This window comes from Actinoplanes sp. TFC3 (assembly GCF_001553785.1).
Classification (GTDB): Bacteria; Actinomycetota; Actinomycetes; order Mycobacteriales; family Micromonosporaceae; genus Actinoplanes.
In genome coordinates this window covers 3,183,930-3,209,082 of sequence record NZ_LOJP01000001.1, presented here as the reverse complement: position 1 = coordinate 3,209,082, position 25,153 = coordinate 3,183,930, and the positions used below count along the sequence as shown (strand labels likewise).

At 71.0% G+C, this 25,153-nt stretch carries 22 protein-coding genes, 1 pseudogene and 1 riboswitch; of the genes and pseudogenes, 8 read left to right on the top strand and 15 right to left on the bottom strand.

Going from position 1 to position 25,153, the window contains the following annotated elements:
* Positions 1 to 34: 34 nt before the first annotated feature.
* Together TFC3_RS14340 and asnB are read right to left on the bottom strand one after the other, a co-directional pair.
* Positions 35 to 802 carry a DUF3152 domain-containing protein gene (locus TFC3_RS14340; protein WP_236718123.1) on the bottom strand — a complete coding sequence of 256 codons (768 nt, stop codon included), beginning with the start codon at positions 800 to 802 and terminating at the stop codon, positions 35 to 37.
* Positions 803 to 871: 69 nt separating this feature from the next.
* Positions 872 to 2,794 carry an asparagine synthase (glutamine-hydrolyzing) gene (gene asnB / locus TFC3_RS14335; RefSeq protein WP_067499935.1) on the bottom strand — a complete coding sequence of 641 codons (1,923 nt, stop codon included), beginning with the start codon at positions 2,792 to 2,794 and terminating at the stop codon, positions 872 to 874.
* A gap of 153 nt (positions 2,795 to 2,947) precedes the next feature.
* Between asnB and TFC3_RS14330 the strand changes: the two genes are divergently transcribed.
* The 3 genes from TFC3_RS14330 to TFC3_RS14320 are packed head-to-tail and all read left to right on the top strand — an operon-like array spanning position 2,948 to position 6,077.
* Positions 2,948 to 3,640: a response regulator transcription factor gene (locus TFC3_RS14330; RefSeq protein WP_201787246.1), complete on the top strand. Its 693-nt coding sequence runs from the start codon at positions 2,948 to 2,950 to the stop codon at positions 3,638 to 3,640.
* Positions 3,637 to 5,418, top strand: a complete 1,782-nt coding sequence (locus tag TFC3_RS14325; protein ID WP_067499934.1) for a cell wall metabolism sensor histidine kinase WalK — start codon at positions 3,637 to 3,639, stop codon at positions 5,416 to 5,418. The genes TFC3_RS14330 and TFC3_RS14325 overlap by 4 nt, the downstream gene beginning before the upstream one ends.
* An 11-nt stretch (positions 5,419 to 5,429) precedes the next feature.
* Positions 5,430 to 6,077, top strand: a complete 648-nt coding sequence (locus TFC3_RS14320) for a nucleotidyl transferase AbiEii/AbiGii toxin family protein (protein ID WP_067499933.1) — start codon at positions 5,430 to 5,432, stop codon at positions 6,075 to 6,077.
* Here TFC3_RS14320 and TFC3_RS14315 read toward each other — a convergent pair.
* Both TFC3_RS14315 and TFC3_RS14310 read right to left on the bottom strand, forming a co-directional pair.
* On the bottom strand, positions 6,074 to 6,682 hold the full coding sequence (locus TFC3_RS14315) for a YdeI family protein (protein ID WP_067499932.1): 609 nt from the start codon (positions 6,680 to 6,682) through the stop codon (positions 6,074 to 6,076). The two genes, TFC3_RS14320 and TFC3_RS14315, sit on opposite strands and share 4 nt — an antisense overlap.
* Before the next feature lie 9 nt (positions 6,683 to 6,691).
* Complete coding sequence (locus tag TFC3_RS14310; protein WP_236718397.1) at positions 6,692 to 7,324, bottom strand: TetR/AcrR family transcriptional regulator; 633 nt, start codon at positions 7,322 to 7,324, stop codon at positions 6,692 to 6,694.
* A 65-nt stretch (positions 7,325 to 7,389) separates the two neighbouring features.
* Between TFC3_RS14310 and TFC3_RS14305 the strand changes: the two genes are divergently transcribed.
* Positions 7,390 to 7,821: a VOC family protein gene (locus tag TFC3_RS14305; RefSeq protein WP_067499925.1), complete on the top strand. Its 432-nt coding sequence runs from the start codon at positions 7,390 to 7,392 to the stop codon at positions 7,819 to 7,821.
* Between the two features lie 340 nt (positions 7,822 to 8,161).
* The gene (locus TFC3_RS14300; RefSeq protein WP_067499916.1) at positions 8,162 to 10,648 is read left to right on the top strand and encodes an RNA helicase; all 2,487 of its coding nucleotides are present in this window, start codon (positions 8,162 to 8,164) and stop codon (positions 10,646 to 10,648) included.
* Positions 10,649 to 10,755: 107 nt separating this feature from the next.
* Here the strand turns inward: TFC3_RS14300 and TFC3_RS14295 are convergent, their stop codons facing one another.
* The 4 genes from TFC3_RS14295 to mgrA all read right to left on the bottom strand — a co-directional run bounded on the left by TFC3_RS14295 (position 10,756) and on the right by mgrA (position 13,924).
* Positions 10,756 to 11,130, bottom strand: a complete 375-nt coding sequence (locus TFC3_RS14295) for a hypothetical protein (RefSeq protein ID WP_067499909.1) — start codon at positions 11,128 to 11,130, stop codon at positions 10,756 to 10,758.
* 387 nt (positions 11,131 to 11,517) lie between these two features.
* The gene (locus TFC3_RS14290; protein WP_067499900.1) at positions 11,518 to 12,267 is read right to left on the bottom strand and encodes a DNA polymerase beta superfamily protein; all 750 of its coding nucleotides are present in this window, start codon (positions 12,265 to 12,267) and stop codon (positions 11,518 to 11,520) included.
* Positions 12,264 to 12,938 carry a DNA polymerase beta superfamily protein gene (locus TFC3_RS14285; protein ID WP_153040229.1) on the bottom strand — a complete coding sequence of 225 codons (675 nt, stop codon included), beginning with the start codon at positions 12,936 to 12,938 and terminating at the stop codon, positions 12,264 to 12,266. The genes TFC3_RS14290 and TFC3_RS14285 overlap by 4 nt, the downstream gene beginning before the upstream one ends.
* Positions 12,935 to 13,924 (bottom strand): L-glyceraldehyde 3-phosphate reductase, encoded by a 990-nt coding sequence (gene mgrA, locus TFC3_RS14280; protein ID WP_082772048.1) that lies wholly within the window; start codon positions 13,922 to 13,924, stop codon positions 12,935 to 12,937. The genes TFC3_RS14285 and mgrA overlap by 4 nt, the downstream gene beginning before the upstream one ends.
* A gap of 61 nt (positions 13,925 to 13,985) precedes the next feature.
* A riboswitch (glycine riboswitch) is annotated at positions 13,986 to 14,100 on the top strand.
* A gap of 77 nt (positions 14,101 to 14,177) precedes the next feature.
* On the opposite strand from mgrA, the gene gcvP reads away from it, so the two are divergent.
* A complete protein-coding gene (gene gcvP, locus TFC3_RS14275) occupies positions 14,178 to 16,988 on the top strand; it encodes an aminomethyl-transferring glycine dehydrogenase (RefSeq protein WP_067506662.1) in 2,811 nt (936 codons plus the stop codon).
* A gap of 84 nt (positions 16,989 to 17,072) precedes the next feature.
* Here gcvP and TFC3_RS14270 read toward each other — a convergent pair whose 3' ends face one another.
* Positions 17,073 to 17,273 carry a DUF5999 family protein gene (locus TFC3_RS14270; protein WP_067499899.1) on the bottom strand — a complete coding sequence of 67 codons (201 nt, stop codon included), beginning with the start codon at positions 17,271 to 17,273 and terminating at the stop codon, positions 17,073 to 17,075.
* A 125-nt stretch (positions 17,274 to 17,398) separates the two neighbouring features.
* On the opposite strand from TFC3_RS14270, the gene TFC3_RS14265 reads away from it, so the two are divergent.
* Together TFC3_RS14265 and TFC3_RS14260 are read left to right on the top strand one after the other, a co-directional pair.
* Positions 17,399 to 18,625 (top strand): chorismate-binding protein, encoded by a 1,227-nt coding sequence (locus TFC3_RS14265; protein WP_067499898.1) that lies wholly within the window; start codon positions 17,399 to 17,401, stop codon positions 18,623 to 18,625.
* 10 nt (positions 18,626 to 18,635) lie between these two features.
* Entirely contained in the window at positions 18,636 to 19,139 is a 504-nt protein-coding gene (locus TFC3_RS14260) for a peptide deformylase (protein WP_067499896.1), read from the top strand.
* A gap of 6 nt (positions 19,140 to 19,145) precedes the next feature.
* On the opposite strand, the gene TFC3_RS39995 is transcribed toward TFC3_RS14260, so the two are convergent.
* The 6 genes and pseudogenes from TFC3_RS39995 to TFC3_RS37975 form a co-directional block, all read right to left on the bottom strand.
* A complete protein-coding gene (locus TFC3_RS39995; RefSeq protein ID WP_369819623.1) occupies positions 19,146 to 19,754 on the bottom strand; it encodes a hypothetical protein in 609 nt (202 codons plus the stop codon).
* A gap of 226 nt (positions 19,755 to 19,980) precedes the next feature.
* Positions 19,981 to 20,433, bottom strand: a pseudogene (locus TFC3_RS39990) (alanine racemase); the annotation flags it as partial.
* Positions 20,420 to 22,027 (bottom strand): IucA/IucC family siderophore biosynthesis protein, encoded by a 1,608-nt coding sequence (locus tag TFC3_RS14245; RefSeq protein WP_067499894.1) that lies wholly within the window; start codon positions 22,025 to 22,027, stop codon positions 20,420 to 20,422. The pseudogene TFC3_RS39990 and the gene TFC3_RS14245, both read right to left, overlap by 14 nt.
* Complete coding sequence (locus TFC3_RS14240; protein ID WP_369819622.1) at positions 22,024 to 23,481, bottom strand: IucA/IucC family protein; 1,458 nt, start codon at positions 23,479 to 23,481, stop codon at positions 22,024 to 22,026. Before TFC3_RS14240 ends, TFC3_RS14245 begins: the two co-directional genes overlap by 4 nt.
* A 221-nt stretch (positions 23,482 to 23,702) precedes the next feature.
* Positions 23,703 to 24,695 (bottom strand): NAD-dependent epimerase/dehydratase family protein, encoded by a 993-nt coding sequence (locus tag TFC3_RS14235; protein ID WP_067499888.1) that lies wholly within the window; start codon positions 24,693 to 24,695, stop codon positions 23,703 to 23,705.
* 26 nt (positions 24,696 to 24,721) lie between these two features.
* Complete coding sequence (locus tag TFC3_RS37975; RefSeq protein ID WP_067499887.1) at positions 24,722 to 25,048, bottom strand: 2'-5' RNA ligase family protein; 327 nt, start codon at positions 25,046 to 25,048, stop codon at positions 24,722 to 24,724.
* Positions 25,049 to 25,153: the final 105 nt, after the last annotated feature.

Here is a 25,153-nt window from a genome sequence, read left to right as displayed (position 1 = left end):
CAATCATGGGAAGCAGGATGACATCGGCGAGTGCTCACCGCAACCCGGTATCGGGCGCCGGCACCGCATCGTCATACGCACCCGGGGTTGCTGTGTAGCGCTTGCCCTGACGGTACGGCCACGGGTTCGCGGTGCAGCCGTGCATCCCCAGCGTCTGCTGTTGCATCACCGGCGCCGGTTCGCCGCGGCCGGGGCACAGTTCGTGGCCGTGACCCAGCCGGTGCCCCACCTCGTGGTTGACCATGTACTGGCGGTAGGTGGCCAGCGGCGCGCCGAAGCCGGGCACCGCCTTGACCCAGCGGGCCACGTTGAGCACCACGGTGTCGCCGTTGCGGCACGACGTGTAGGCATCGGTCGAGCTGGCGCACAGCCGGTCGCGGGTGCGCGGCGTGGCCAGGTAGATCGTGAAGTCGTAGGCCTGCCCCGGCCCGACCCGGCGCAGCCGCAGCGAGCCATCGGCGGTCCAGCCCCGCGGGTCGTCGAGCGTGGCGGTGACAGCGTCGGCGAACGCGCGTACCGCCAGGCCTTTGATGTCGCTCTCCACCACCACCCGGTACCGCAGCAGCATGCCGTGCTCCCCACCGGTTTGCTTCGACGCGGGCGCGGTGCGCCACTTGCGGCTGCCGGTGGCGGGGTAGGTGATTTTGCCGGTACGCCCGGAGCGCGCCGCCGGTGCCCGCGTCGGCCCCCGCGACGGTTCCGGAGCCGCAGCCGGGCTCACCTGACTCATCGACGGCAGCGCCTCACACGCCGCGATGCCCAGCCCACCGGCCACGACAGCGACCAGTGCCGCCGCGGCCACCCGCCAAGTCCCCACATCCTTCCATCGACGGCGCCGCCGATGCGCTGAGCCCCTGGCCAAGCCGAGCCCCTAGCCGACGAGGGCGGAAGGGGCGCGCGCCGGCACCGGCACGATGGCCTTCTCGACGGTGATGGCGTGCCACAGGCAGAACATCGCCACGGTCCACACCTTGCGCGAGTTGTCGGCCTCGCCGCGGCGGTGCTCGGCGAGCAGGCCCTGCGCGTAGTTCAGGTCCAGCAGGTGCCCGGCTTGCGAGCCGTCGAACAGCGCGCCGATCCACTCGCCGATCTGGCCCTTGAGCCACACCCGCGTCGGGGTGGGGAAGCCCAGCTTGCGCCGGTCGCGCACCGACTCGGGCACGATGCCGCGCATGGCCTCGCGGAACGCCATCTTGGTGCCCTTGGTGTTGTGCGGCAGCTTCAGCTCGGTGGGCAACCCGGCGGCGGCGGCGTACACCGCCTGGTCCAGGAACGGCACGCGCAGCTCCAGCGAGTGCGCCATCGACATGCGGTCGGCTTTGGTGAGGATGTCGCCCGGCAACCAGGTGTGGATGTCGACGTACTGCATCGAGGCGACGTCGTCCACGTCGGCCGTCTCGGCGTACAGGTGCGAGGTGATGGCCGTGTGCGGCTCGGCGGTGAACCGCATCAGCTGGGCCTTCTCCTCGGCCGTGAAGATGCGCGCGTTGCCCCAGTAGCGTTCCTCGATCGGGGTGGTGCCGCGTTCCAGGAAGCTTCGCCCGCGCATGCCCTCGGGCATCACGTGCGACAGGTTGCGCAGCCCGCGCTTCATGCCCGCCGGCAGCCGGTCGATGCCGGCCAGCGACATCGGCTCGCGGTAGATGGTGTAGCCGCCGAACAGTTCGTCGGAGCCTTCGCCGGACAGCACCACGGTGACGTAGCGCGACGCGGTGCGGGCCAGAAAGTACAGCGGGATCAGCGAGGGGTCGGCGACCGGGTCGTCGAGCAACTGCACGATGCGCGGCAGCTCGCGGATCACGTCGTCGTCGTTGATGATCGTCGGGGTGAGCCGCACCCCCAGCTGGCCGGCGGTGTCCTGGGCGATGGCGATCTCGGAGTACGCCTCGTCGTCGAAGCCGGCGGTGAAGGCGTGCAGGTCGTCCTTGACCTCCTTGGCCAGCGCCACGATGGCCGAGGAGTCCACGCCGCTGGACAGGAACGCCCCGACCGGCACCTCGGCGTGCATGTGCTTGCGGACGCTGTCGCGCAGCGCGTTCTGGATCGCGTGGTACGCCGCCTCGGGCTGCACGTGCAGCGGGCGCAGCGAGGGCCGGAAGTAGCGTTCCAGGCGCTGCCCGCCGCCGGGGGTCCAGGTCATCCGGTGCCCCGGGGGCAGCCGCCGCACGTGCCGGTGCAGCGACAACGGGTCCGGCACGTACTGGAAGCTCAGGTAGTGCGCCAGCGCGTCGGTGTCCAGCGCGGCCCCGGAGTCACCGCTGAACGCCAGCAGCGCCTTGCGCTCGCTCGCGGCGAACAGCCCATCGGCGGTTTCCAGCAGGTACAGCGGTTTGATGCCGAACGGGTCGCGCGCGGCGTGCGTGGTGCCGGTCCAGTGGTCGTAGGCCACGAAGGCGAACATGCCGCGCAGCCGGGGCAGCGCGGCGGCCCCCCAGTAGTGGAACGCTGCGGCCAGCACCTCGGAGTCGCCGTGGGTGGCGAACGTGGCGCCGTGCTGGCGGATCAGGTCGGCGCGCAGCTCGCGGTAGTTGTAGATCTCACCGTTGAACACCACGGTCCAGCGCCCGGCCTGCGGGCCGTCGGCCGGGTAGTGCACCGGCTGCGCGCTCTCCTCGCGGTCGATGATGGCCAGGCGCTTGAAGCCGAAAGCCAGGCCGTTGCCGTACTCGACGCGGGTGTCGTCGGGGCCGCGGTGGTGCAGCGTCTCCAGTGCGCCCTCGAAGGCGGCAGCGGTGCCTGGATCCGGCACCCCGGCTCCGGGGCGGCTGCTGATGAATACGGCGAGACCGCACATGGCGAACTCCTCCAACGTTGCGGCTGAGGGACGCTGCGAACGCTAGGGCGGGGCCTGTGAGGAACTTATGAGGAAATGGCGCAGAACTGTTCTCGTACGGGAAAAGGCCCGGATCTTCATCAGTTCCGCACATTGTTGACGCCCCGGGTGACAATCGTCGCCGTGACAGCTCGCATTCTCATCGCCGACGACGATCCCAAGCACGCCCAGCTCATCCGCCTCTACCTGGAGCGCGAGGGCCACCAGGTGCTGACCGTCGGTGATGGCCGGGCGGCGCTGGAGGTGGCCCGGGCCCGCCGGCCCGACCTGGTTGTGCTCGACGTGATGATGCCACTGGTCGACGGTCTTGACGTGTGCCGCATTCTGCGCGCGGAATCGAGTATTGCCATTCTTCTGGTCACCGCGCGTGCGTCGGAGAACGACATGCTGCTCGGTTTGGACATCGGCGCTGATGATTATCTGACCAAACCGGTGAGCCCGCGCGAGCTGACCGCCCGGGTACGCGCGCTGCTGCGCCGCGCCGGGGTCGGCGACACCCCGTCGTCGGTGCTGCGGGTGGGGGAGCTGGAGGTCGACGCCGGGCGCTTCGAGGTGCGCGTCGGCGGCATCCCGGTGAGCCTGACCGCCAAGGAGTTCGGCATCGTCGAACTGCTCGCCCGCGAACCCGGCCGGGTGTTCACCCGCGGACAGATCATCGACAAGACCTTCGGCTTCGAGCAGGACGTCTCCGAGCGAACCGTCGACGCGCACGTGGTCAACCTGCGCCGCAAGATCGAGGCGAACCCGGCCGAACCCCGCTACGTGCAGACGGTGTACGGCCGCGGCTACCGGATGGCCGAGCAGTGAGCTTCCGGCTGCGCATCTTCATGCTGGTGATGGTCGTCGCGGTCACCGCGATCGGCGCCACCGCGTGGCTGACGCTCAGCCTGACCTCCCGGGAGTACGAGAGCTCGCAGCGCGACACCCAGCAGCACCAGACCGAGATCGTCGACACCGTGCAGCGTTTCGGGCTCTTACGCGGGCGCTGGCCCGGCCTGGACGTGGTGGTCGCCCAGTTGTCGCGCGACACCGGCCTGCACATCCAGCTCCGCACCGAGGACGGGCTGGTGCTGGTGGACTCCGACACCATCGAGGGCCGCACCTCCGGGCCGGTGCAGGGCGTACGGCTCACCGTCGACGCCCGCCCGCAGCTGTCCGCGGCCATCGCCGACACCCGGGCCTCGCGGGCCGCCCTGGCCGTCACCCGCTCGCGGGGCCGGCCCCCGCTCAGCCCCGACCTGTTCAGCAACGCCCCGATCCCTTCCTCGTCCGCCGCTTCGCCGGAAAACTCGGACGAGGTGGTGGCCCAGTTGCCGGCGACGCAGATGCTGCGGCAGGTGTCGCAGTACCGGGCGGCGCTGGTGGCCGTGCGCTGCATCGCCGGCGACGACCCGGCCCAAGAGGCGGTACTGCCGAGCGACAAGGCGCCCTACCTGAGCACCGAGCTGCTGCTGAGCTACCCGGTGTGCGTACGCAAGGCGGTCGACAAGGTGCGCGCCGACACCGACTGGCAGGACGACATCTGGAACGAGTACACCCACTGCGCCGGGGTGAACGGGGCCACCGACCTGAGCACCAAGTGCCTGTACTCAACGTTCACCTACGGGGTGACCACGTCGTCGGCCGTACCCCTGTCGATCTATCTGGGGGCCAAATCGGGCGACAACCGCGACCTGGGCCGCCCCGCCGCCATCGGAGCCCTGGGTCTGATCGTGCTGGCCGCCGTGGGCACCGCGTTGATCGCCCGCCGGGTCAGCGACCCCGTGGCCCGGCTCACCGACGCGTCCCGGCGCCTGGCCGACGGCCACGTCGACGTGCGCGTCCCGGCCCGCGGCAGCGGCGAACTCGCCCGGCTGTCCACCTCGTTCAACGACCTGGCCGAGGCGGTGCAGCGCAGCGAGGAACGCCAGCGCCGGCTCATCGCCGACGTCGCCCACGAGCTGCGCACCCCGCTGTCCAACCTGCGCGGCTACCTCGAAGGGCTCTCCGACGGCGTGGTCGAACCCAGCCGCGAGCTGTTCGCCTCGCTGCACGAGGAAACCCTGCTGCAGCGCCGCATCCTCGATGACCTGCAGGTGCTTGCGCTGGCCGAGGCCGGCGACCTCAAGTACACCAAGGCTCCCGTCGACCTGGCCGAGCTGGTGGCGCAGGCGGCCACCGCGCACCGGGCGGTCGCGGCCGAGGCCGGGGTGGCGCTCACCGTCGACACCGGCCACCAGGTGATGGTGCACGCCGACGCCGACCGGCTGCGCCAGGTGCTGGGCAACCTGCTGAGCAACGCCATCCGCTACACCGATCAGGATGGTCACGTGCTGGTGCAGGTGCGCGGCGAGGGCACCACGGCCGTGCTCGCCGTGCAGGACACCGGCGTGGGGATGACCGAGAGCGACGTGCAGCGGGTGTTCGACCGGTTCTGGCGCGCCGACCCGGCCCGCCAGCGCGCCACCGGCGGAACCGGGCTGGGAATGACGATCGCGCACCGCATCGTGACCGATCACGACGGGCGCATCGAGGTGACCAGCCGGCCCCATCTCGGGACCACTTTCACGGTACGGCTACCGCTTCTTGTCGTACCGCTGGGCTAAGTTCTGCGGTCGTGAGCGCCCACATCGACGACTTCTACCGTGACGTGGCCACCATCGCTTTGGCCGTGGGCGGCAAGCACCGCTTCGTGCTCGGCGGCGGCGTCGCCTGGCTGGTCAACGGCCTGGTCCGGCGCCCCACCGAGGACATCGACCTGTTCACCGACACCGCCGGTGCGGTCGAGGCGGCCGCCGCCGGCGTCACCGCCGCACTGACCGAGGCCGGCTACCAGGTCTTCCGTGAGGTGGCCGACGAGATGTTCGCCGGCATGGACGAGGACCTGCGCGAATACCACGTGGCCGACGGCCGCCGCGCGCTGCGCCTGACCCTGACCCGCCTGGAGCGCCGCCGCGCCCCGGTGGTGATGGACGTGGGCCCGGTCATGCACCTCGACGACCTGGTCGCCTCCAAGGTCGCCGCCCTGGTCAACCGTCGCGAGGTCCGCGACTACATCGACGTGGCTGCGGCGCTGGAGCGTTATCCGCTGGCGCGGGTGCTGGAGCTGGCGCACGCCCTCGACGACACCCTGGAGGAGCAGGACATCGCGGACGCCGGGCGGTATCTGGACCGTCTGGATGACGCGCGGTTCGCGGTGTACGGGCTGTCGGGGGAGGACGTGGCCCGGCTGCGGGAGCGACTCAGCGGGTGGCCACGCGCTTAGGCACCCATGTCCGGGGGCTTGGCCTTCTGCGGGTAGGGCGTTTCGTGGCGGGCCAGCATGGCGACGAATCCGGCGATCTTACGCTCGCGGGTCTGCTCGCGTTTGACCGCGTTGACCCGGTGGATCAGGGCGAACCGGTTGGCCTTGGTCAGCACCTCGAACATGGCCCGGGCGGCCGGGACGGCGGCGATCGCGGCGAGCAGGTCGGCCGGCACCTCGGCTTCCGAGGGCGGGGCGTAGGCCGCATCCCAGCGCCCGTCCGCCTTGGCCGCCTCCACAGCGGCGCGCCCGGGCGGCAGCATGCGTCCCTGAGCTTCGAGGCGGGCCACGTGGGCGACGTTGCGTTGTGACCAGATGCTGCGGGGGCGGCGGGGGGTGAACCGGATCCACGAGCTCTGCTCGTCGCGTTTGCGGGCCTGCCCGTCGATCCAGCCGAAGCACAGGCCCTCGTCGACCGCGTGCTGCCAGGTCAGCGTGGTGACCGTGCCGCCCTTGCGGGTCAGGGCCAGCCAGATGCCGGGGGAGGTGGCATGGTTGGCCGTCAACCACGCGCGCAGCGCCTCGGCATCCCCGACGATCAACTCATCCAGCTCGGCGCTCGCCATGACGGCAGGCTAGCCGATCGTGCGGCTCGGCCGGGATCCGTACAACGCCGACACCCACAGGTGCAGCAGCGTGTCGACCAGCACCGCCCGGTCGTCGAAGGGCGGCACCCCGCAGGCGGCCAGGTAGTACAGCCGCTCCCCGGTCCAGGTGAGCGTGGCTGCCAGGGCCTGCAGGTCCACCCCGTCGTCGCCGAGCCGGGCGGCCACCCCGGGGTCGGCTTCGAGCCGGGCGGTCGTGGCGTCGGTGAAGGTGGCCATCTGGGTCAGCCACAACTCACGTAGCTGCGGGTCCGACGCCCAGCTCTCCACGATCGCGCGCAGCACGGCCGCGTTGTCGAGCCACAGCCCGGCCCCGGCGTCGATGCCCGCGCGCAGCGCCTCCTGCGGGTCGGCTTGGGCCTGCACCCACGGCTCGGCTGCCTCGTGGCCCACACCGACCGCGCGGCGGACCAGCTCGGCCAGTGCCGCCTGTTTGCCGGAGAAATAGAAGTAGAAGCTGGCCCGCGACACCCCGGCGGCAGCGATGACGTCGGCGACGCTGAGGGTGTCGAAGGTGCGTTCGCCGAGCAGGTGCCGCAGCGTCTCCAGAATGCGTTCGCGTAGCTCGGTGCCGCCCTTGGGAGGTTCATCGCGTCGTGCCATCACGCTGGGAGCGTACCGTATAACCGATCTGGACATGATGACCATACAGTCTGTATGGTCGCCGCATGACAACGATTGCTGTCCATCTGGTCGTCACCGATCCCGACGCCGCCGCGACCTGGTACTCCACCGTGCTCGGCGCCCGCGAGACCCACCGGATCCCGCTGCCCGGCGGCCGGCCGCTGACCGTCGAGCTGACAGTCGGCGCCACCGTGCTCGCCGTGGCCGCCGAGTGGCCCGGCCGCGGCATGCGCACCCCGGCCGCACTGGGCGGAACACCGGCCGCGTTCCACCTGCCCGTGCCGGATGTCGACGCGGCCTGGGACCGCGCGATCACCGCGGGCGCCACGCCGTTCGAGGCCCCGCACGACGCGTTCTGGGGCGACCGGACGGCCCAGTTCCTCGACCCGTCCGGGCACCGCTGGGCGATCAATCAGCACGTGCGCGACGTCCCCGCCGACGAGGTGGCCCAGCACGTCGCGGCGATGTTCGCCTGAGCCGCCGCCGCTCAAGCCCGGCCTGCGACAGCAAACTGTCCCGGGGCCGGGCCGGCAACCGAGCAGCAACCGGCAGTGTCCCGGACGGCAACCGGGCCGGCGCAAGGTAGCTGGTGCGAGGCCAGGAAGCACAGCACCAGGAAGGCTCCTTGAGATGCGCCTGAGAATCGGTTCCACCATTGCCGTCGTCGCCGCCGTCATCGGCCTCGCGGGTAGCGTCGCCGGACCTCTCTACGCCGCCTTCGGCGCTTAGAGACTCCACAGCAGGGTCCCTTGTCGTGGCCGGACGCGCTCCCGCGTCCGGCCACGCTGCGAGCGACACCCTAAGCTTGAGCGCATCATGAACCTCACTGAGCGCCTGCCCGGCACCGCCGAACCCGACGCCGTCTTCGAAGCTTTCCAGGCCTGGGTGAGCGAGCAGGGCCTGACGTTGTACCCGCATCAGGAAGAGGCGCTCATCGAGATCGCCACCGGGGCCAACGTCATCCTGAGCACCCCGACCGGCTCGGGTAAGAGCCTGGTGGCCACCGGCGCGCACTTCGCGGCGCTGGCCGACAAGCGGACCACGTTCTACACCGCCCCGATCAAGGCGCTGGTGTCGGAGAAGTTCTTCGCGCTGTGCGCCCAGTTCGGCGCGCACAACGTGGGCATGCTGACCGGTGACGCGAGCGTCAACGCCGATGCGCCGATCATCTGCTGCACCGCGGAGATCCTGGCGAACCTGGCGCTGCGCGAAGGCGCGGACGCCGACGTGGGCCAGGTCGTGATGGACGAGTTCCACTTCTACAGCGAACCCGATCGCGGCTGGGCCTGGCAGGTGCCCCTGATCGAGCTGCCGCAGGCCCAGTTCCTGCTGATGTCGGCCACGCTGGGCGACACCACGCGCTTCGTCGACGACCTGACCCGGCGCACCGGGCGGGCGACGGCGGTGGTGACGAACGCTGAGCGGCCGGTTCCGCTGCTGTTCTCGTACGCGACCACGCCGCTGCACGAGACCATCGAGGAACTGCTGACCACGCATCAGGCGCCGGTGTACATCGTGCACTTCACCCAGGCGGCGGCGTTGGAGCGGGCGCAGTCGCTGATGAGCATCAACATGTGCACGCGCGCGGAGAAGGACGCGATTGCCGCGGCGCTGGGTAACTTCCGGTTCACGGCGGGCTTCGGCCGTACCCTGTCACGCCTGGTCCGTCATGGCATCGGCGTGCATCATGCGGGCATGCTGCCCAAATACCGGCGGCTGGTGGAGACGCTCGCGCAGGCGGGGCTGCTCAAGGTCATCTGCGGCACGGACACCCTGGGCGTGGGGATCAACGTGCCGATCCGCACGGTGCTCTTCACGGGCCTGTCCAAATACGATGGGGTACGCACCCGGCTGCTCAAGGCCCGCGAGTTCCACCAGATCGCCGGCCGGGCCGGGCGCGCCGGGTTCGACACGCTGGGCACGGTCATCGTGCAGGCCCCCGAGCATGTCATCGAGAACGAGAAAGCCCTGGCCAAGGCCGGTGACGACCCCAAGAAACGCCGCAAGGTGGTACGCAGGAAGCCCCCGGAAGGCACCATCGGCTGGGGCGCGCCCACGTTCGAACGCCTCGTGTCGGGCGAACCCGAGCCGCTCACGTCGTCGTTCCAGGTGTCGCACGCGATGCTGCTCAACGTCATCGCCCGCGGCGGCAACCCGTTCGAGGCGATGCGCCATCTGCTCACCGACAACCACGAGGAACCCGCCGCCCAGCGCAAACACGTGCGCCGCGCCATCGCCATCGCCCGCGCGCTGCTGGCCGGCGGCGTCATCGAGAAGGTCGACGGCACCTACCGCTTGGTCGCGGATCTGCAACTGGACTTCGCGCTGAACCAGGCGCTGTCACCGTTCGCGCTGGCCAGCCTGGAACTGCTGGACAAGGAGTCCCCGGACTACCCGCTCGACGTGGTGTCGGTGATCGAAGCCACCCTCGAGGATCCGCGCCAGGTGCTCAGCGCGCAACAGTTCAAGGCCAAGGGCGAAGCGGTGAACGCCATGAAGGCCGAGGGCATCGAGTACGACCAGCGCATGGAGCTGCTCGAGGAGGTCACCTACCCCAAGCCCCTGGCCGAGCTGCTGGACGCCGCCTACGAGACCTATCGCCGTGGTCACCCCTGGGTCGCCGATTACGAGCTGAAACCCAAGGCCGTGGTCCGCGACATGTACGAACGCGCGATGACGTTCACCGAGTACGTCTCCTTCTACGGGCTGTCCCGCTCCGAGGGTCTCGTGCTGCGCTACCTCGCCGACGCGTTCCGCGCCCTGCGCCAGACCGTCCCCGAGGACGCCCGCACCGAGGAACTCACCGACCTCATCGAATGGCTCGGCGAGCTCGTCCGCCAGGTTGACTCCAGCCTGCTCGACGAATGGGAACGCCTGCGCAACCCCGGCGAGGAGGTCAAGGAACCTTCCCCGCTGGACGACAAGCCCCCCGCGGTCACCCGCAACCTGCGCGCCTTCCGCGTCCTGGTCCGCAACGCCCTGTTCCGCCGCGTCGAGCTGTTCGCCCTGCGCCGCCCCGACGAGCTGGGCGAGCTGGATGCCGAGTCCGGCTGGACCTCGCAGCGCTGGATCGAAGCCCTCGAGGACTACTACGCCGAGTACCCGCTGGTCGGCACCGGCCCGTCGGCGCGCGGCCCGGCGTTGCTGCACATCGAGCAGGGCCCGGCACTCTGGAAGGTCCGCCAGGTCTTCGAGGACCCCGAAGGCGACCACGACTGGGGCATCGAAGCCGAAGTGGACCTGGCCGCCAGCGACGAACTGGGCGCCGCAGCGGTCCGCATCGTGGCGGTGGGCCCGCACTGAATCGCCATCCCCCGGCGCCTCGCTGGGGGATGGCTTGTGTCCCGCCGGCGCAGGCGCCGCCGGGGCGTCGGTGGACCTGGCCGAGGAACCCGCGGACTGCTGGCGGGTCAGGCGGCTTTGTCGCCGGTAGCGCTCAGGCGGTGCAGGGTGGGGTGGCGGGCCTCCCAGGCGACGCGGACCCCTCGGGGCAGGTTCAGCTCCGGCCACAGGCGGATCAGCGTCGGGCCGTGCAGGTGGGTGCGCAGCTCAGCGACGCGTACGGCCTCGCGCAGGACGTTCTCGTACATCCACAGCAACATGGTGTGCTGGTCGAGGTCGAAGGTGCGGTGCGGGTTCCACCAGAGCCGCAGGGGAAGCTCGATCAGGCCGCTGGTCGGCCCGGTCAGTTCGCCCAGCGTTCCCGCCACGAGCACGGGCCGGTGCGGCCGGGCCAGGCGGCTGACCGGGTCGTCGCGGTCGAGTTCGTGCGTGAACACACCCATAGCGTAACTGCCCGCTCGCAGTATCCGCTTCCGCCGGTCATCCGGACGCCGTTCGAGAGGCGGCGGGGCAGCGGTTGGCCTGCCGCTCAGGCGCATTCGGCCGTGCTGCTCGCCATCCGGGCAGCATAGGAACAAGCGTCTGGCTTTACAGCCTAGCTTCCTAGGACGGTCTACGCGGTGTGCGGCCGGGGACAGTCGTTCAGGTGGGCACAACCAAAGAAGACGGCTTCGCCGACAGCCAACTACAAAGCTTTGAGGGTGGGGGCGCCGTGCGGGTACCCGTCGATGTCCTGCTCGGTCGGGCGCCCCACCGGGGAACCGGATCGCGGTTCGGGCCGGAGCAAGGTGGAAGGATCGGAGGCGTCCATCTCCCGGTGCCTCCGGGGCTCAGGAGACGGTGGCCAGGCGGGCGCGGACGACCAGGTCGTGCAGGGCCTCGACGGCCGCGCGGTCCGCTTCACCAGGCAGCGCTGACCGGTCGCGTTCCTTCTCCAGCGTTTCGCGCAGTTGCTCGGCGTTGTCGAGGAAAGGCGCCCGCCAGGCGTCGGGAAAGGCGCCATGTTCCGCTTCCCGCTTGAGGGCAATCATTTCCTGTACGTACGCAGCGTCGCTCAGTTCTCCCAGGTCGGCGATCACCATGCCGGTGCGCATGAGGTGGATGCCGGTGTGCAGGACGCGCAGGGTGTAGAGGGCTGGCTTGAGCTCGCTGGTTCTGCCGAACAGGCGCAGTTGGGTGGCGGCGAATCCCAGGTAGTGGTGGGCGTGGTAGCGGGTGATCAGGCCGGGGGCCAGGTCTTTGAGGGCCCGGTGCACGTCGGAGGTGTGCAGGACCAGCGGGGACAGGAGCTGCTCAAGGACGTAGCCGTTGCGCGAGGTGAGCAGGCGGGCGAACTTGAGCAGGTCGTGGCTGACGACGTCGAGTTCGACGCCGTTGTGCCAGGTGTCTTTCTGCACGGTGCCGGGGCCGGTGCGCAGCCCCACCACTTCTGCTGCGGGCAGGATGTGGCTGGCGCGCAGGTCGAGGTCGGAGTCCTGGGAGGCGAAGCCGTAGAGGTGGGCGCCGCTGACGGTGACGAAGACGGCGGGGTAGGGCAGCTGGGCGGCGTCGGCGGCCCAGGGGGGCACGGTTGCGGTCACGTCAGGTTCCTTTCCCGTACGGACACCAGCAACTGCTCGACGCGCCGGCGGTCGGGTTCGGCGGGCAGTGGTGTGGCGGCTTCGGCGTGGGCCAGGTCGTCGAGCAGATCTGCGGCCCACTGGACCACGGTTGCCCACGGCGTTCTACCGGTTTTCACGGCCAGGAGTTCCTCGCGCTGTGCTCGTACCGGTAAAAGGATTTCGCCGTGGCGCAGCACGTGGGTGCCGGCCATCAGGAGCCTGAGCATGTGCATGGCTTGTTTGCCGTTGGTCTCGCCGGTGCGGGTGCGGCGGGCGTCGACGCGTTTGAGCTGGTCGCGGGCGTAGGAGCCGTAGGTGTGCGCGACGCGCCGGGACAGGAACGCGTCGCGTACGTCCAGCAGTTCTTGGCCCTCGGGTGTGCAGTGTTCGATCAGCGGTGACCAGAGGGTTTCCAGGACCGTGGGGTTGGCTTGCAGGGCCAGGGTGCAGAGGCGCTCGATCTCCCAGGAGAATTGTTCGTCCTGGGGCCCGTCGAGGTGGGTCGGGGGTTTGTCCAGTCGCCAGAAGTCGCGGGTGGGGGCGACGAACACGCCGCGGCGGTCGTGGTCGGAGTCCGGGCCGTCGAGTCCGTAGGCGCGTGAGCCGACCACGACCGCGAGGATCGTGTTGCTGGGGAACAGCTTGTTCACAGGACGGTGGCGTCGATCTCGTCGAGTTCGGCGGCGCTGACGGCGGGCTGGGCGAGGGCGCCGAGGTTGTTTTCGAGCTGCTCGACGCTGCTGGCGCCGATGATGAGGCTGGTCATGCGGGGGTCGCGCAGCGCCCAGGCGAGGGCGAACTGGGCCAGGCTCTGCCCGCGGCGTGTGGCGAGGTCGTTGAGGGTGCGCAGGCGGGCGAGGGTTGTCGGGTCGAGGGCGTCCTCGGTGAGGAAGCGGCTGGTGCGCATGCGCGAGTCGTCGGGGATGCCGCCGAGGTAGCGGTCGGTGAGCAGGCCCTGCTGCAGGGGGCTGAAGGCGATGCAGCCGGCGCCGGCGGTGTCGAGGGCGTCGAGCAGGTTGTCGTGCTCGATGCGGCGGTTGAGGATGGAGTAGGAGGGCTGGTGGATCAGCAGCGGGGTGCCCAGGTCGTTGAGTATCGCGGCGGCCCGGGTGGTCTGCTCGGCGGTGTAGTTGCTCAGGCCGACGTACAGGGCTTTGCCGGCGCGCACGATGGCGTCGAGGGCGCCCATGGTTTCCTCGATGGGGGTGTCCGGGTCGGGGCGGTGGTGGTAGAAGATGTCGACGTAGTCCAGGCCGAGGCGCTGCAGCGACTGGTCGAGCGAGGCGACGAGGTATTTGCGGGAGCCGTGGTCGCCGTAGGGGCCGGGCCACATGTCGTAGCCGGCCTTGGTGGAGATGATCAGTTCGTCGCGGTAGGCCTTGAGGTCGGTGCTCAGCAGCCGGCCGAAGTTGATCTCGGCGCTGCCGGGTGGTGGGCCGTAGTTGTTGGCCAGGTCGAAGTGGGTGACGCCGAGGTCGAAGGCGCGGCGCACGATGGCGCGCTGGCGTTCGAGGGGCCTGGTGTCGCCGAAATTGTGCCACAGGCCGAGGCTGATCGCCGGTAGGTGCAGGCCGCTGCGTCCGGCCCGGCGGTAGGCCATGGTGTCGTAGCGGGTTACGTCCGCGGAGTAGGTCACACACCACAGCCTAGGGATACGTGCCGCTGCTGCGATCACTGGTAGGTTTGGCCTCAGCCGCACCACTCGCGCGGGAGAGATCGCAGGTCACAGTGCTGGTTGCATGGTGATGCCTGCGGCGCCGAAGGGGCAAATCCTCCCCGGAACCTCTCAGGCAAAAGGACCGCGCGGACAGGCGACTCTGAAGTGCCCGTTGTGGGTATGACAGAGGGGGAGGTTGGTGTCGACCTTCATCCCCCCGCAGGAGCCGCTCATGTCGTTCGCTCATCGTCACATCGGTCCGGATGAGGACGCGCAGACCCAGATGCTCAAGGCCATCGGGTATGCCTCGCTGGAGGCGCTGATGGATGCGGCGATCCCCGAGGTGATCCGCTGGCACGGCCGGCTGGAGTTGCCGGCGGCGGCCTCGGAGGAAGAGGCCATTGCCGAGCTGCGGGAGATCGCCGGGCGCAACGTGGTGGCCACGTCGATGATCGGGCTGGGCTACTACGCCACGGTGGCCCCGGCGGTGATCCGGCGCAACGTGCTGGAGAACCCGGCGTGGTACACCGCGTACACGCCGTATCAGCCGGAGATCAGTCAGGGCCGGTTGGAGGCGCTGCTGAACTTCCAGACGATGGTCACCGATCTGACCGCGTTGACCACGGCGAACGCGTCGATGCTGGATGAGGGCACGGCGGTCGCGGAGGCGATGACCTTGGCGAAGCGGGCGTCGAAGAGCAGGAGCAGCGTCTACGTGGTGGATGCCGACACGCTGCCGCAGACGTTGTCGGTGCTGCGGACCCGGGCTGAGCCGCTGGGTATCGAGCTGCGGCTGGTCGATCTGGACTCAGGCGAGCGGTTGCCGGGTGAGTTCTTCGGGTTGCATCTGCAGTATCCGGGTGCTTCGGGGGCGGTGCGGGATCACGCCGCGGTGATCGAGGCGGCGCATGCGGTGGGTGCGCTGGTGACGGTGGCCTCGGATCTGCTGGCGTTGACGCTGCTGCGGGCGCCGGGGGAGATCGGTGCGGACATCGCTGCGGGCACGACGCAGCGGTTCGGGGTGCCGCTGGGCTTCGGCGGTCCGCACGCGGGTTATCTGGCGGTGCGCGCCGGGTTGGAACGTTCGCTGCCGGGGCGGCTGGTCGGGGTGTCCAGGGATGCCGATGGGGCGCCGGCGTACCGGCTGGCGTTGCAGACCCGTGAGCAGCACATCCGGCGGGAGCGGGCGACCAGCAACATCTGTACGGCGCAGGTGCTGCTCGCGGTGATGGCGAGCATGTACGCGGTGTATCACGGGCCGGCCGGGTTGCGGGAGATCGCGCAGCGTACGCATGAGATGGCTGGGGCGATTGCGACGGGGTTGAGCGCGGCCGGGGTGCAGCTGGCGGCGTCGGCGTTCTTCGACACGGTGACGGCGATCGTGCCGGGCCGGGCGGCGGGGGTGGTGGCCGCGGCCGAGGCGAGCGGGATCAACGTGCGGCTGGTGGACGCCGACCGGGTGTCGGTGGCCGCCGATGAGACGACCACGCCGGGGCATGTCGCGGCGGTGCTGGCGGCGTTCGGGGCCAGTGACGCGCCGGAGTTCCGCGGTGGCATCCCGGCGGAGCTGGCGCGCACGTCGGAGTTCCTGACGCACCCGGTGTTCCGGACGCATCATTCGGAAACGGCGATGCTGCGCTATCTGCGCAAGCTGTCGGACCGTGACTATGCGCTGGACCGGGGCATGATCCCGCTGGGGTCGTGCACGATGAAGCTGAACGCGACCACCGAGATGGAGCCGGTGAGCTGGCCGGAGTTCGCCAACATCCACCCGTTCGCGCCGGCCGCGCAGACCGCCGGTTACGAGGCTCTGGTGGCGCAGCTAGAGGGCTGGCTGGCCGAGGTCACCGGGTATGACGCGGTGAGTGTGCAGCCCAACGCGGGTTCGCAGGGTGAGCTGGCCGGGTTGCTGGCGATCCGCGGCTATCACCGGGCCAACGGTGACGAGCATCGCGAGGTGTGCCTGATCCCGTCGAGTGCGCACGGCACGAACGCGGCCAGCGCGGTGATGGCGGGCATGCGGGTGGTCGTGGTGGCCTGCGACGAGATGGGCAACGTGGACCTGGCCGACCTCGATGCGAAGATCGACAAGCATCGGGAGGCGCTCGCGGCGATCATGGTGACGTATCCGTCGACGCACGGGGTGTACGAGAAGGGCATCGCCGAGCTGTGCGCCAAGGTGCACGAGGCGGGCGGGCAGGTGTATGTCGACGGGGCGAATCTGAACGCGCTGGTGGGCTATGCCAAGCCGGGCAAGTTCGGCGCTGACGTGTCGCACCTGAACCTGCACAAGACGTTCTGCATCCCGCACGGTGGTGGCGGTCCGGGGGTGGGTCCGGTGGCGGTGCGCGCGCATCTGGCGTCGTACCTGCCGGGGGATCCGTTGAAGCAGGGGCCGGACACCCACGCGGTGTCGGCGGCGGCGCACGGCTCGGCGGGGGTTCTGCCGATCTCGTGGGCGTATCTGCGGATGATGGGCCCGCAGGGGCTGGCCGCGGCGACGTCGTCGGCGGTGCTGGCGGCCAACTATGTGGCGGCGCGGCTGCGTGATCACTACCCGGTGCTGTACGCCGGTAACGAGGGCTTGGTGGCCCACGAGTGCATCCTGGATCTGCGCCCGATCACCAAGGCGACCGGGGTGAGCGTGGATGATGTGGCCAAGCGGCTGATCGACTACGGGTTCCACGCGCCGACGATGTCGTTCCCGGTGGCCGGCACGCTGATGGTGGAGCCGACCGAGAGTGAGGACCTGGCCGAGTTGGACCGGTTCTGCGCTGCGATGATCGCGATCAAGGGGGAAATTGATCGGGTGGCCGCCGGTGACTGGCCGCGCGATGACAACCCGTTGCACAACGCCCCGCACACCGCGTCGGCGGTGACGGCTGACGAGTGGGAGCACGCGTACCCGCGGTCGCTGGCCGGGTTCCCGGCCGGGGTGGACCGGACGGCTAAGTACTGGCCGCCGGTGCGGCGCATCGACGGCGCCTACGGCGATCGCAACCTGATCTGCTCGTGCCCGTCGCCGGAAGCGTTCGAGGAGTAGAACTTTGTGCGGGCCTGTGCGGTGACGTCGGCCGGTCCCGGGGGCGCTGGGGTAGTGCCGCTCGGGGCCGGTCGGTGGATTTTCTCAGGCGGCGAGGGCGTGGCGGGCGGGTCCGCGGTGCGGGGCCACGCAGCTACCGTCGGGCAGCAGTTCGCCGGTGTCCTCGAAGATGATGACACCGTTGCAGAGCAGGCTCCAGCCCTGCTCAGGGAACGTCGCCACGATCCGGGCCGCTTCGCGGTCGGATGCTTCGGCGGTGGGGCAGGGGGTTTGGTGCTGGCACATCGGAGGTCTCCGGTCACGGGGGGTTTGTGTTGTGCTTCACATCAACGGGGCCGAACACTACTCCCTTCCGAACGAGTCCGGGGCAAGCGAGTGATGGGCCTGCGTTGACAGAATCCACTGTCCAGTTGTTCCACGGTGGGCGCCGATACGACCACTTTCCGACAGCGACGCAAACAGCGGCACCGGGCTCTCCGGCCTCCTGCCTGCGCCGTCACCGTCCGTCATGCCGGTTCGAGTGGTACCGGGAGGAGGGCGGTGACCCTGCCGAGCTTGTGACAGCGTGGCTCGCCGGCAACGGACTGCCGGTGCGAAACCTCATCCTTTCGGCCACCCGTTTCCACCCGATCGGCGCCGGCTCGGTCTGCGGTGCCTCACTGTACGTGTCTGCTGATGCCGGTTCGGTGATGGCCGGGGGGACACTCGGCGCGTCGACGCCCGTGCCGGGAATCCCGGATGTGGCAGCGGTTCTCTACGTGCACACCGAGCCCGGCGACGACCGGGAAAGCGGTTTCAGCGCGGCATCCTCCGGTGACGCTGCGTCGACGTACGAGCTGGGTGGGTGGCGGCCGAGCTGGACCCCGGCCGAGCATGCCGGCGCGGTCGAGGCGGTCCGCGACGCCATCGCCCGCGGCGACGTATATCAGGTCAATGTGGTCGGTCATGCCAGCGCTGCGTACACCGGCGACCCGGGCCCGGCCCTACAGCGGGTGACGAAGCTGGCGGGGGCTCGCTACGGCGGGCTGCTGCGCGGCGATGGCTGGGCGATCGCCACCGCGTCGCCGGAAACCCTCGTCGAGGTCCGCGCCGCCCGGGTGCTGACCCGCCCGATCAAGGGCACCGGGCCGGCCACCGAGGCGGGCCGGCGCGCCTTGCTGGCCTCGGCCAAGGAACGCGCCGAGCACACCATGATCGTGGACCTGGAACGCAACGACCTGGCCCGCCTGGCCGGGGTGGGGCCGGTGCGGGTGGACGAGCTTTTCGCCGTACGGCAATGGTCGGGGTTGTGGCAGGCCGAGTCGCAGGTGTCGGCGCCGATCGTCGGGCATCTCGACCTGGCCGCGCTGCTGCGGGCCGTGTGCCCGGGCGGGTCGGTGACCGGTGCGCCCAAGCTGGCGGCGTTGCAGCAGATCGCCGGGCTGGAACCGGTGGGGCGCGGGGTGAGCATGGGCGCGCTGGGCTGGGTCGGCACCGACCACCTCGACCTGGGGCTGACCATCCGCACGGTCGCTGCTGCCGAGGGCCGGCTGCACCTGTGGGCCGGCGGTGGCATCACCATCGACAGTGACCCGGCCGCGGAGGTGGCCGAGGCCGCGGCCAAGGCGGGCCCGCTGCGCTCGGTGCTGGCACGGTAGGTTCGAGGTCATGACTGTACGTGCCATCCGGCTGTTCGGTGACCCCGTCCTGCGCACCGAGTCCGACCCGATCGTCGACTTCGACGCCGCCGTGCGCGAGCTGGTACGCGACTTGGAGGACACCGTGCGTGAACCCGGGCGCGCCGGGGTGGCCGCCCCGCAGATCGGGGTGAACCTGCGCGCGTTCTCCTACAACGTCGACGGTGTGGTCGGCCACCTGATCAACCCGGTGCTCTCGGACTTCGCCGGGCAGCAGGACGACGAGGAGGCGTGCCTGTCGGTGCCGCAGCTCGGGTTTGCCACGCCACGGGCGATGTCGGTGACCGCGACCGGTTTCGATCAGCACGGGAAGCCGCTGGTGATCCACGGCACGGGGTTGCTGGCGCGCGCGTTGCAGCACGAGAGCGACCACCTCGACGGGCGGCTCTACATCGACACGCTCAAGGGCGACACCCGCCGGCAGGCGCTGCGTGAGCTGCGCCGCACCCAGGTGTCACCGGGCCAGCGCTCCTGACACCCGTCAGCGTTCGCCGCCGAGCAGCACGAACTGTGGGGGGTCGTGGCGCAGGAAGTCGTGGTGGGAGATGTCCCACCCGTAGGCACCGGTACGCCCGAACAGCAGCACGTCACCGACGCGGAGCCGGTTGACGTGCTGGGCGCGGGTCAGCACGTCGCGGGGTGTGCACAGCTCACCGGCGGCGGTCACCGGCACCCCTGCTATTTGTGGGCGTGGCCACGGGTAGTCCCAGGTGTCACGGGCCACGACGGTGAACGGGTGGCTGTAGCCCCACGCGGCGGGCAGCCGGAAATGATGGGTGCCGCCGCGCAGCACCGCGAACCAGGTGCCGTGATTGTGCTTGAGGTCCAGCACCTCGGCGGCGTACCAGCCCGCGTCGGCCGCCAGGACCCGCCCCGGCTCCACAATCAGCTCCACACCCGCCGGTACGCTCACCCCGCGCGACAGCGCCGCCAGCTCGATCATCGCGTCGCTGGTGTGGTCCACGCCCAGCCCGCCGCCGGCGTTGACCATGCGCAGGTCGACCCCGTGCTCTGCGGCCGCCGCCAGCGACCACTGCAGGCAGCCGGCCAGGAACCGGGCGTGCGCGGCGCCGTCGAGGTTGTTCGACACCGCGTGCAGGTGGAACCCGATGATCCGGACCTGCTCGTGGGGCAGGGCGAAGAACGCGGCGAGGCGGGGCTCCTCCCCCCCCCACGGGGGGGGCGGGCCCCCCCCGGGGGGGGGGCCGCCGGTCGGGGGCGTGCAGGTGGAACCCGATGATCCGGCCCTGCTCGTGGGGCAGGGCGAAGAACGCGGCGGGGGGGGTCTCGTCCCCGCCGAAGGGGGTGGCCGTGCCCGCCATGGTGTGCGAGCCGCTGATCGTGGTGGTGGTGCGGTTCACCCGTACACAGGCCTCAACGATCTGCCCTCGGGCCGCCGCCAGCCGATCGAGCCGCAGCAACTCCTGCCCGCTCTCGATGTTGAGCTGCGCACCCGCGTCCAGCGCGGCGGCCAGCTCCGCGTCGGTCTTGCCCGGCCCGCCGAACACGATGCGCCGCGCCCCGGCAGCGCGGGCGATCGCGAGCTCACCGCCGGAGGCCACCTCCACGCCGTCGCAGACCTGTGCCAGGGTGCGCACGACCTCGGGGTGACCGTTGGCCTTCATCGCGTACAGCAGTGTGGTGCCTGCGGGCAGGGCGGCGCGCACGGCGGCGGCGCGGTCCTGCAGCGCCTGGCGGTCGTAGAGGTAGGCGCACACGGGGGCGGGCAGCGCGCGCACCGCGGACCGCACGTGCTCAGGCGCTGGCATGCAACGGATTGTGCACCGGGAGGTATTCATCGCCCGCACCGGCCAGCCGCATCCGCACCAGCGCCTTGTGCGGCACCGCCGCAGCGGTGAACGCGGCGTGGTCGTCGCGCCCGGTCCGCTCGTACACCTCGTCGAGCACCGACCGCACGATCCGCCAGGCCCGGTCCTCGGCCAGCGCGTGCGACTGACCGAGACGGATCACCAGCTCACCCAGGTGTGCCTGGAACAACGTGTAGCCGATTTTGGCGCGCAGCACGTCGGGGTCGCCGGTGGCCACCACCGAACCCGGCCACAGCGCCACCCGATGCCCGGCTGCTTCGAGGCGGCCCGGGTGCAGGCGCAGCCCGGCGAAGTCACGCACCGCCAGCCGGTGCGGCACCCCGCGGACGAACGTGGGCACGCAGTTCTGCAGGTGAGCCTCCAACGCCACCCCGCGCAGGGTCAAGCGCAGCAGCGGGGGCACCACCAGCCGGGCGTACGCCCGCAGGAACGCCGCCGCCGCTCCCGCGTCATCCGCACGCCGCGTCGCAGCCGCGAACCCGGCCACCAGCTCGGCGGCCACGAACGGCAGCGCCCCGCCCGGCACCGCCCGCTCACCGGGTTGCAGGCGCCCGGTCAGCCCGTCGCGCACGATCGCTGACAGGTCCCGACCCGAGCCCACCGGCACGGCCGCGCCCGCGGTTTCGGCCAGCAGCAGCAGCCGGTCCGCGCCGGGGTCCTCGGCGAGCATGCGGTGCAGCAGCGCCGACACCGCTGGGCCGTTGCGGGTGCTGGCGACCGAGATGCTGCGCCGGGTGGAGGTCACCTGGATGTCCAGGGACACCTTGACGTAGCGGCGGCGCCCGTCGGCGCCCGCCGGCAGCAGCAGGGTGCGCAGCGCCGCGGTGGGCACCGCGTCGAGTTCGTCGTCGAGCAGGCGCACCACGCCGTCGGCGATCAGTTGCCGGTAGCGGGTGCGCAGCACGCCGTCACGCTGCCACGTGTGCACCGGTTGCAGCCGGTAGCCCGGCGGTGGCGCGCTGAGCTGCGGGTACTGCTCGCGCAGGACCGCGCCGACGTCGTCGCCGAGGTGGGCGTCGTCGCGGACGGCCACGAACCCCAGCCGGGTGTGCCCGGCCTCCAGGTCGTGGGCGAGCACGTCACCGGTGTCCCAGCCCAGCCGGGTCCGCCCGCACGGATGCAGGTTGTGCCCGGCCACGGCCAGCCGCTCCCCGGCCACCGCCTGCGCGTCGGGGCCGTCCTCGGCGGGCGGGCGGGGCCGGGACATCGCCACGGCCAGGTTGACCACGGCGTTGCGCAGCTCGGCGGCCAGCTCCGCCGAGCCGGGCAGGTGCGCGGGCAGCAGCTCCACCGGGTCCGCGGCGCCGGCGTGCGGATACTCCACCCGTCCGAAGCCGTGGACCTGCCCGCCGGGGGCCACCGGGATCAGCCGTTCGCGCACCAGCGCCCCGCGCAGCCGGCGGCCCACGACGTCGGCGGCCTCGCCCAGCGCCGCGGCGAACCCGTCGCTGAGCTGCGGGGCGTGCACGTCCAGAGCGGCCGCCACGTGCGCGGCGGACACCGCCAGGCGCTGCGAGGCCAGGCTGCGGGTCACGACGCGGCCATCGGGTTGTCCAGGTACGCCCACACGTCATCGAGGGGGTCGGCGGCCAGGCGCATGGCCGTTGTCGCCTTCACCGGGATCGGCTCGCGCAGCATCGCCGTGGCGTGCCCGGTGCCCACCGCGGCGATGGCCTGCGCGGTGATCGTCCACAGTTTGCCCGCGTCGGCTCCGGCGCGTTGCAGCACGGCGATGAGCTGCCCGGTCACGGTGCCGAGCACTGCCGCCGACAGCTTGGTGCGCAGCACGGCCGGGTCGTCGGTGGACAGGCTGATGTCCAGCACGGACCGCGCGACGCGCACACCCCCGAAATCGCGGTACACCAGCCGCACCGGCCGCCCGTCACGCAGCACGACCAGCAGGTTCTGCCCGTGCGCCTCCAGAGCCACCCCGCGTTCCAGCACGCTGATCACCACCGGGAAGATCAAGAACATCAGATCGTGCCACCACTGGTACGGATTCAGCGCCGCCCGTACCACCAGAGGTTCGCCGTCGTACGGGTCGGGCGCGGCCAGCGCGGCCAGCGGCAACACCACCTCCCCGGCCTGCACCCGCGGGGCCTGGCGGCGCAGGTGGGCCAGGTGCCGGCTGGGTTGCCCGTCCACCAGCACCGCCCCGGCTCCGCTCTCGCGCAGCACCTCCAGCGGCAGGTCAGCGGTCAGCTCGGTGAGCAGGGCCGACAGCAGGGGTCCGTTGTGCACGGCGGCCGGTGACACGGTTCGCACGGCCGAGGTCATCTGCACGTCCACGGCGGTTTTGACGTGCACGGCCCCGGCGTCCACGGTGCGCAACGACATCAGCGGGCGTACCGGCTCGCTCAGCCCGGCCGGTTGCAGCCACGGATAGGTGTCGCGCAGGTGCTCGGCCTGCCACGGGTGCGCCAGCAGGATCGGGGGAGCGGTGCCGTACCAGCGGTCGGCGGGGACGGCGATTCGGTGCAGGCGCAGGGTGGGGCGGTGCTCGGGGGCGTAGCGCAGCACGTCGGCGGTGCTCAGCCCGGTGCGGGTGCGGCATCCGGGGTGCAGCGGGTGCCCGTCGGCGACCTGCTGCTCCAGGGTGGCCAGGCCGGGTCCGGTGGCGAGCAGGGGGCGCGGTGATCGGGGGGCCGGGTCGGCGTAGGCCAGGGCGAGGTTGGCGACGCTGTTGCCGATCTCGGTGCCGAACCCGGACGGCCAGCCCAGCGCGGTGATCAGGTGCTGCGGGTCGCTGATGGCGGTGCCGCCGAGGTGGACGGTCAGGCCGGGCTCGGGCACCACGAACGGCTGCGCCGCCTCGCCGGGGTAGACCAGGTCACGCGCACGGGGCAGCGGTTCGCGGTGGATCGCGCCGAGCAGGCGGGACAGGATCTCGGCGCGGGCCCGGGGCAGGGCGGCGTCGTAGCCAGCGATCAGCTCGGGGCGGACCGATGCCAGCTCGGCGCGGGTCCGTGCGGTTTCACTGCCATGCACGTCCCTCATTCTCCGAGATCCCCGCCGACCCCGTCGCCGCCACCCCCGTCCGTCGCCACCTCCCCTAACATCCTAGGACGCTTTACAAGGTGTGCGCCGCTGCACCGGATACGGCTCACCCCAAGAACAAAAAGGAATTCAACGACTACCTACACCTTGGATTTGAGCCCGTTGGGCAGGAGCTCTTGGCCGGGCCGGGACCGAGGGCTGCCACTTCCCGGTCAGCCTGCGTTGAGAGCTGCTGCTTCCTTGGCCGGGTCCAGGCCCACCGGGCTGCGGCCGTCGCGACCTGTGGGCGTACCTCTGAGGGTCTGCATCCAGGTCCAGGTGTCCTCGATGGTCTCTCGCGCGGGTCGCACGCGGAGCCCGGCGGCCAGGGCCTTGCTGACGTCGCCGCGGTGGATGTACTGGTGGTCCGGGCCCGGCGGCAGCCAGATGGGCAGTTCGGTCCAGGGCTGGATGCCGGCGGCCAGGATCGTCTCGGGGGTACGCCATTGCAGGCCGGCGTGCCCGCCGGTGATCTCGTTCGCGGTTTCGAGCAGCTCGCCCATCGTGGTGTGCCCGGTGGGGCTGGCGACGTTGTACGCGCCGGTGAGGTCCTTCTCGGCGGCGTCGAGGATGAAAATGGCCAGGTCGCGGGCGTCGATGAGTTGCAGAGGCGAGTCGTGCGGGCCGGGGGCGAGGGTGGGTCCGCCCCGGGCGAGGCGGGTGAGCCACCAGGGCAGGCGGCCGATGTTCTCGTGGGGGCCGAGGACCAGGCCGGCACGGGCGTGCAGGACGGGGCCGTCGAAGTGCTGGTCGGCGGCGATTTCGGCGCCGCGTTTGGCGGCGGAGTAGTCGGGCTGCTCGGTGGCGTCGGGGTCGGCGTCGACGACGGGGTTCCGCTCGGTCAGCGGGTCGGTGGTGCCGGGGTCCTGGTAGACGCTGCGGCTGGAGATGTAGGTGTAGTGCCGGGCGCGTCCGCTGAGGGTGCGGGCGGCGTCGCGGACGGCGGCGGGGGCCCAGGACCAGGTGTCGACGACCAGGTCGTAGGTGGTGCCGGCGAGAGCGGCGAGCCCGTCGGGCCGGGTGCGGTCGCCGGTGAGGCTGGTGACGTGCGGTGGTGCGGGGTGCCTGCCGCGGTTGAGCACGGTGATGTCGTGCCCGCGGGTGTGCGCTTCGTCGACGAGGGCGAGGCCGGCGAATTCGGTGCCGCCGAGGATGAGCGTTTTCATGGCGCTGACCTTGCCGGGCGGCTGGTTCAGGCGGAAGGCGCTATCGCTGTGAGCGCAAAGCTGTGGGTGGTGTGCCAGGTGGTGCCGGTTTCGGTGCGGCCTTGGATGAGGTGCACGTGGGTGGCGATGGCGTGCAGGGGCAGGTGGGCGGTGGTGGCGGTTTCGGCTTGGCGCAGGGTGTGCCGGGGATGGTCGTGGCCGATGGTGAGGTGGGGGATGACCTCGGGGTGGGCGCCCTGGTAGGGCTGGGCCTGGGGGTAGGCCGCGGTGATGGCGTGGGTGAGGGCGATGAGCGGTGCGGCGGGTTCGGCTTCGGGGATGGCGATGATCAGCGCGCTGTGGGTGGGTGTCATGGGGTGAGTGTGCCCGGTGCGGCCGTCCCGGTCGGGGCGCCGGTGCGGGCGTCCCGGACCGCACCGGGCACTGGGCTCCAGTGTGGAGGGGCGGTGGGTGGGTTG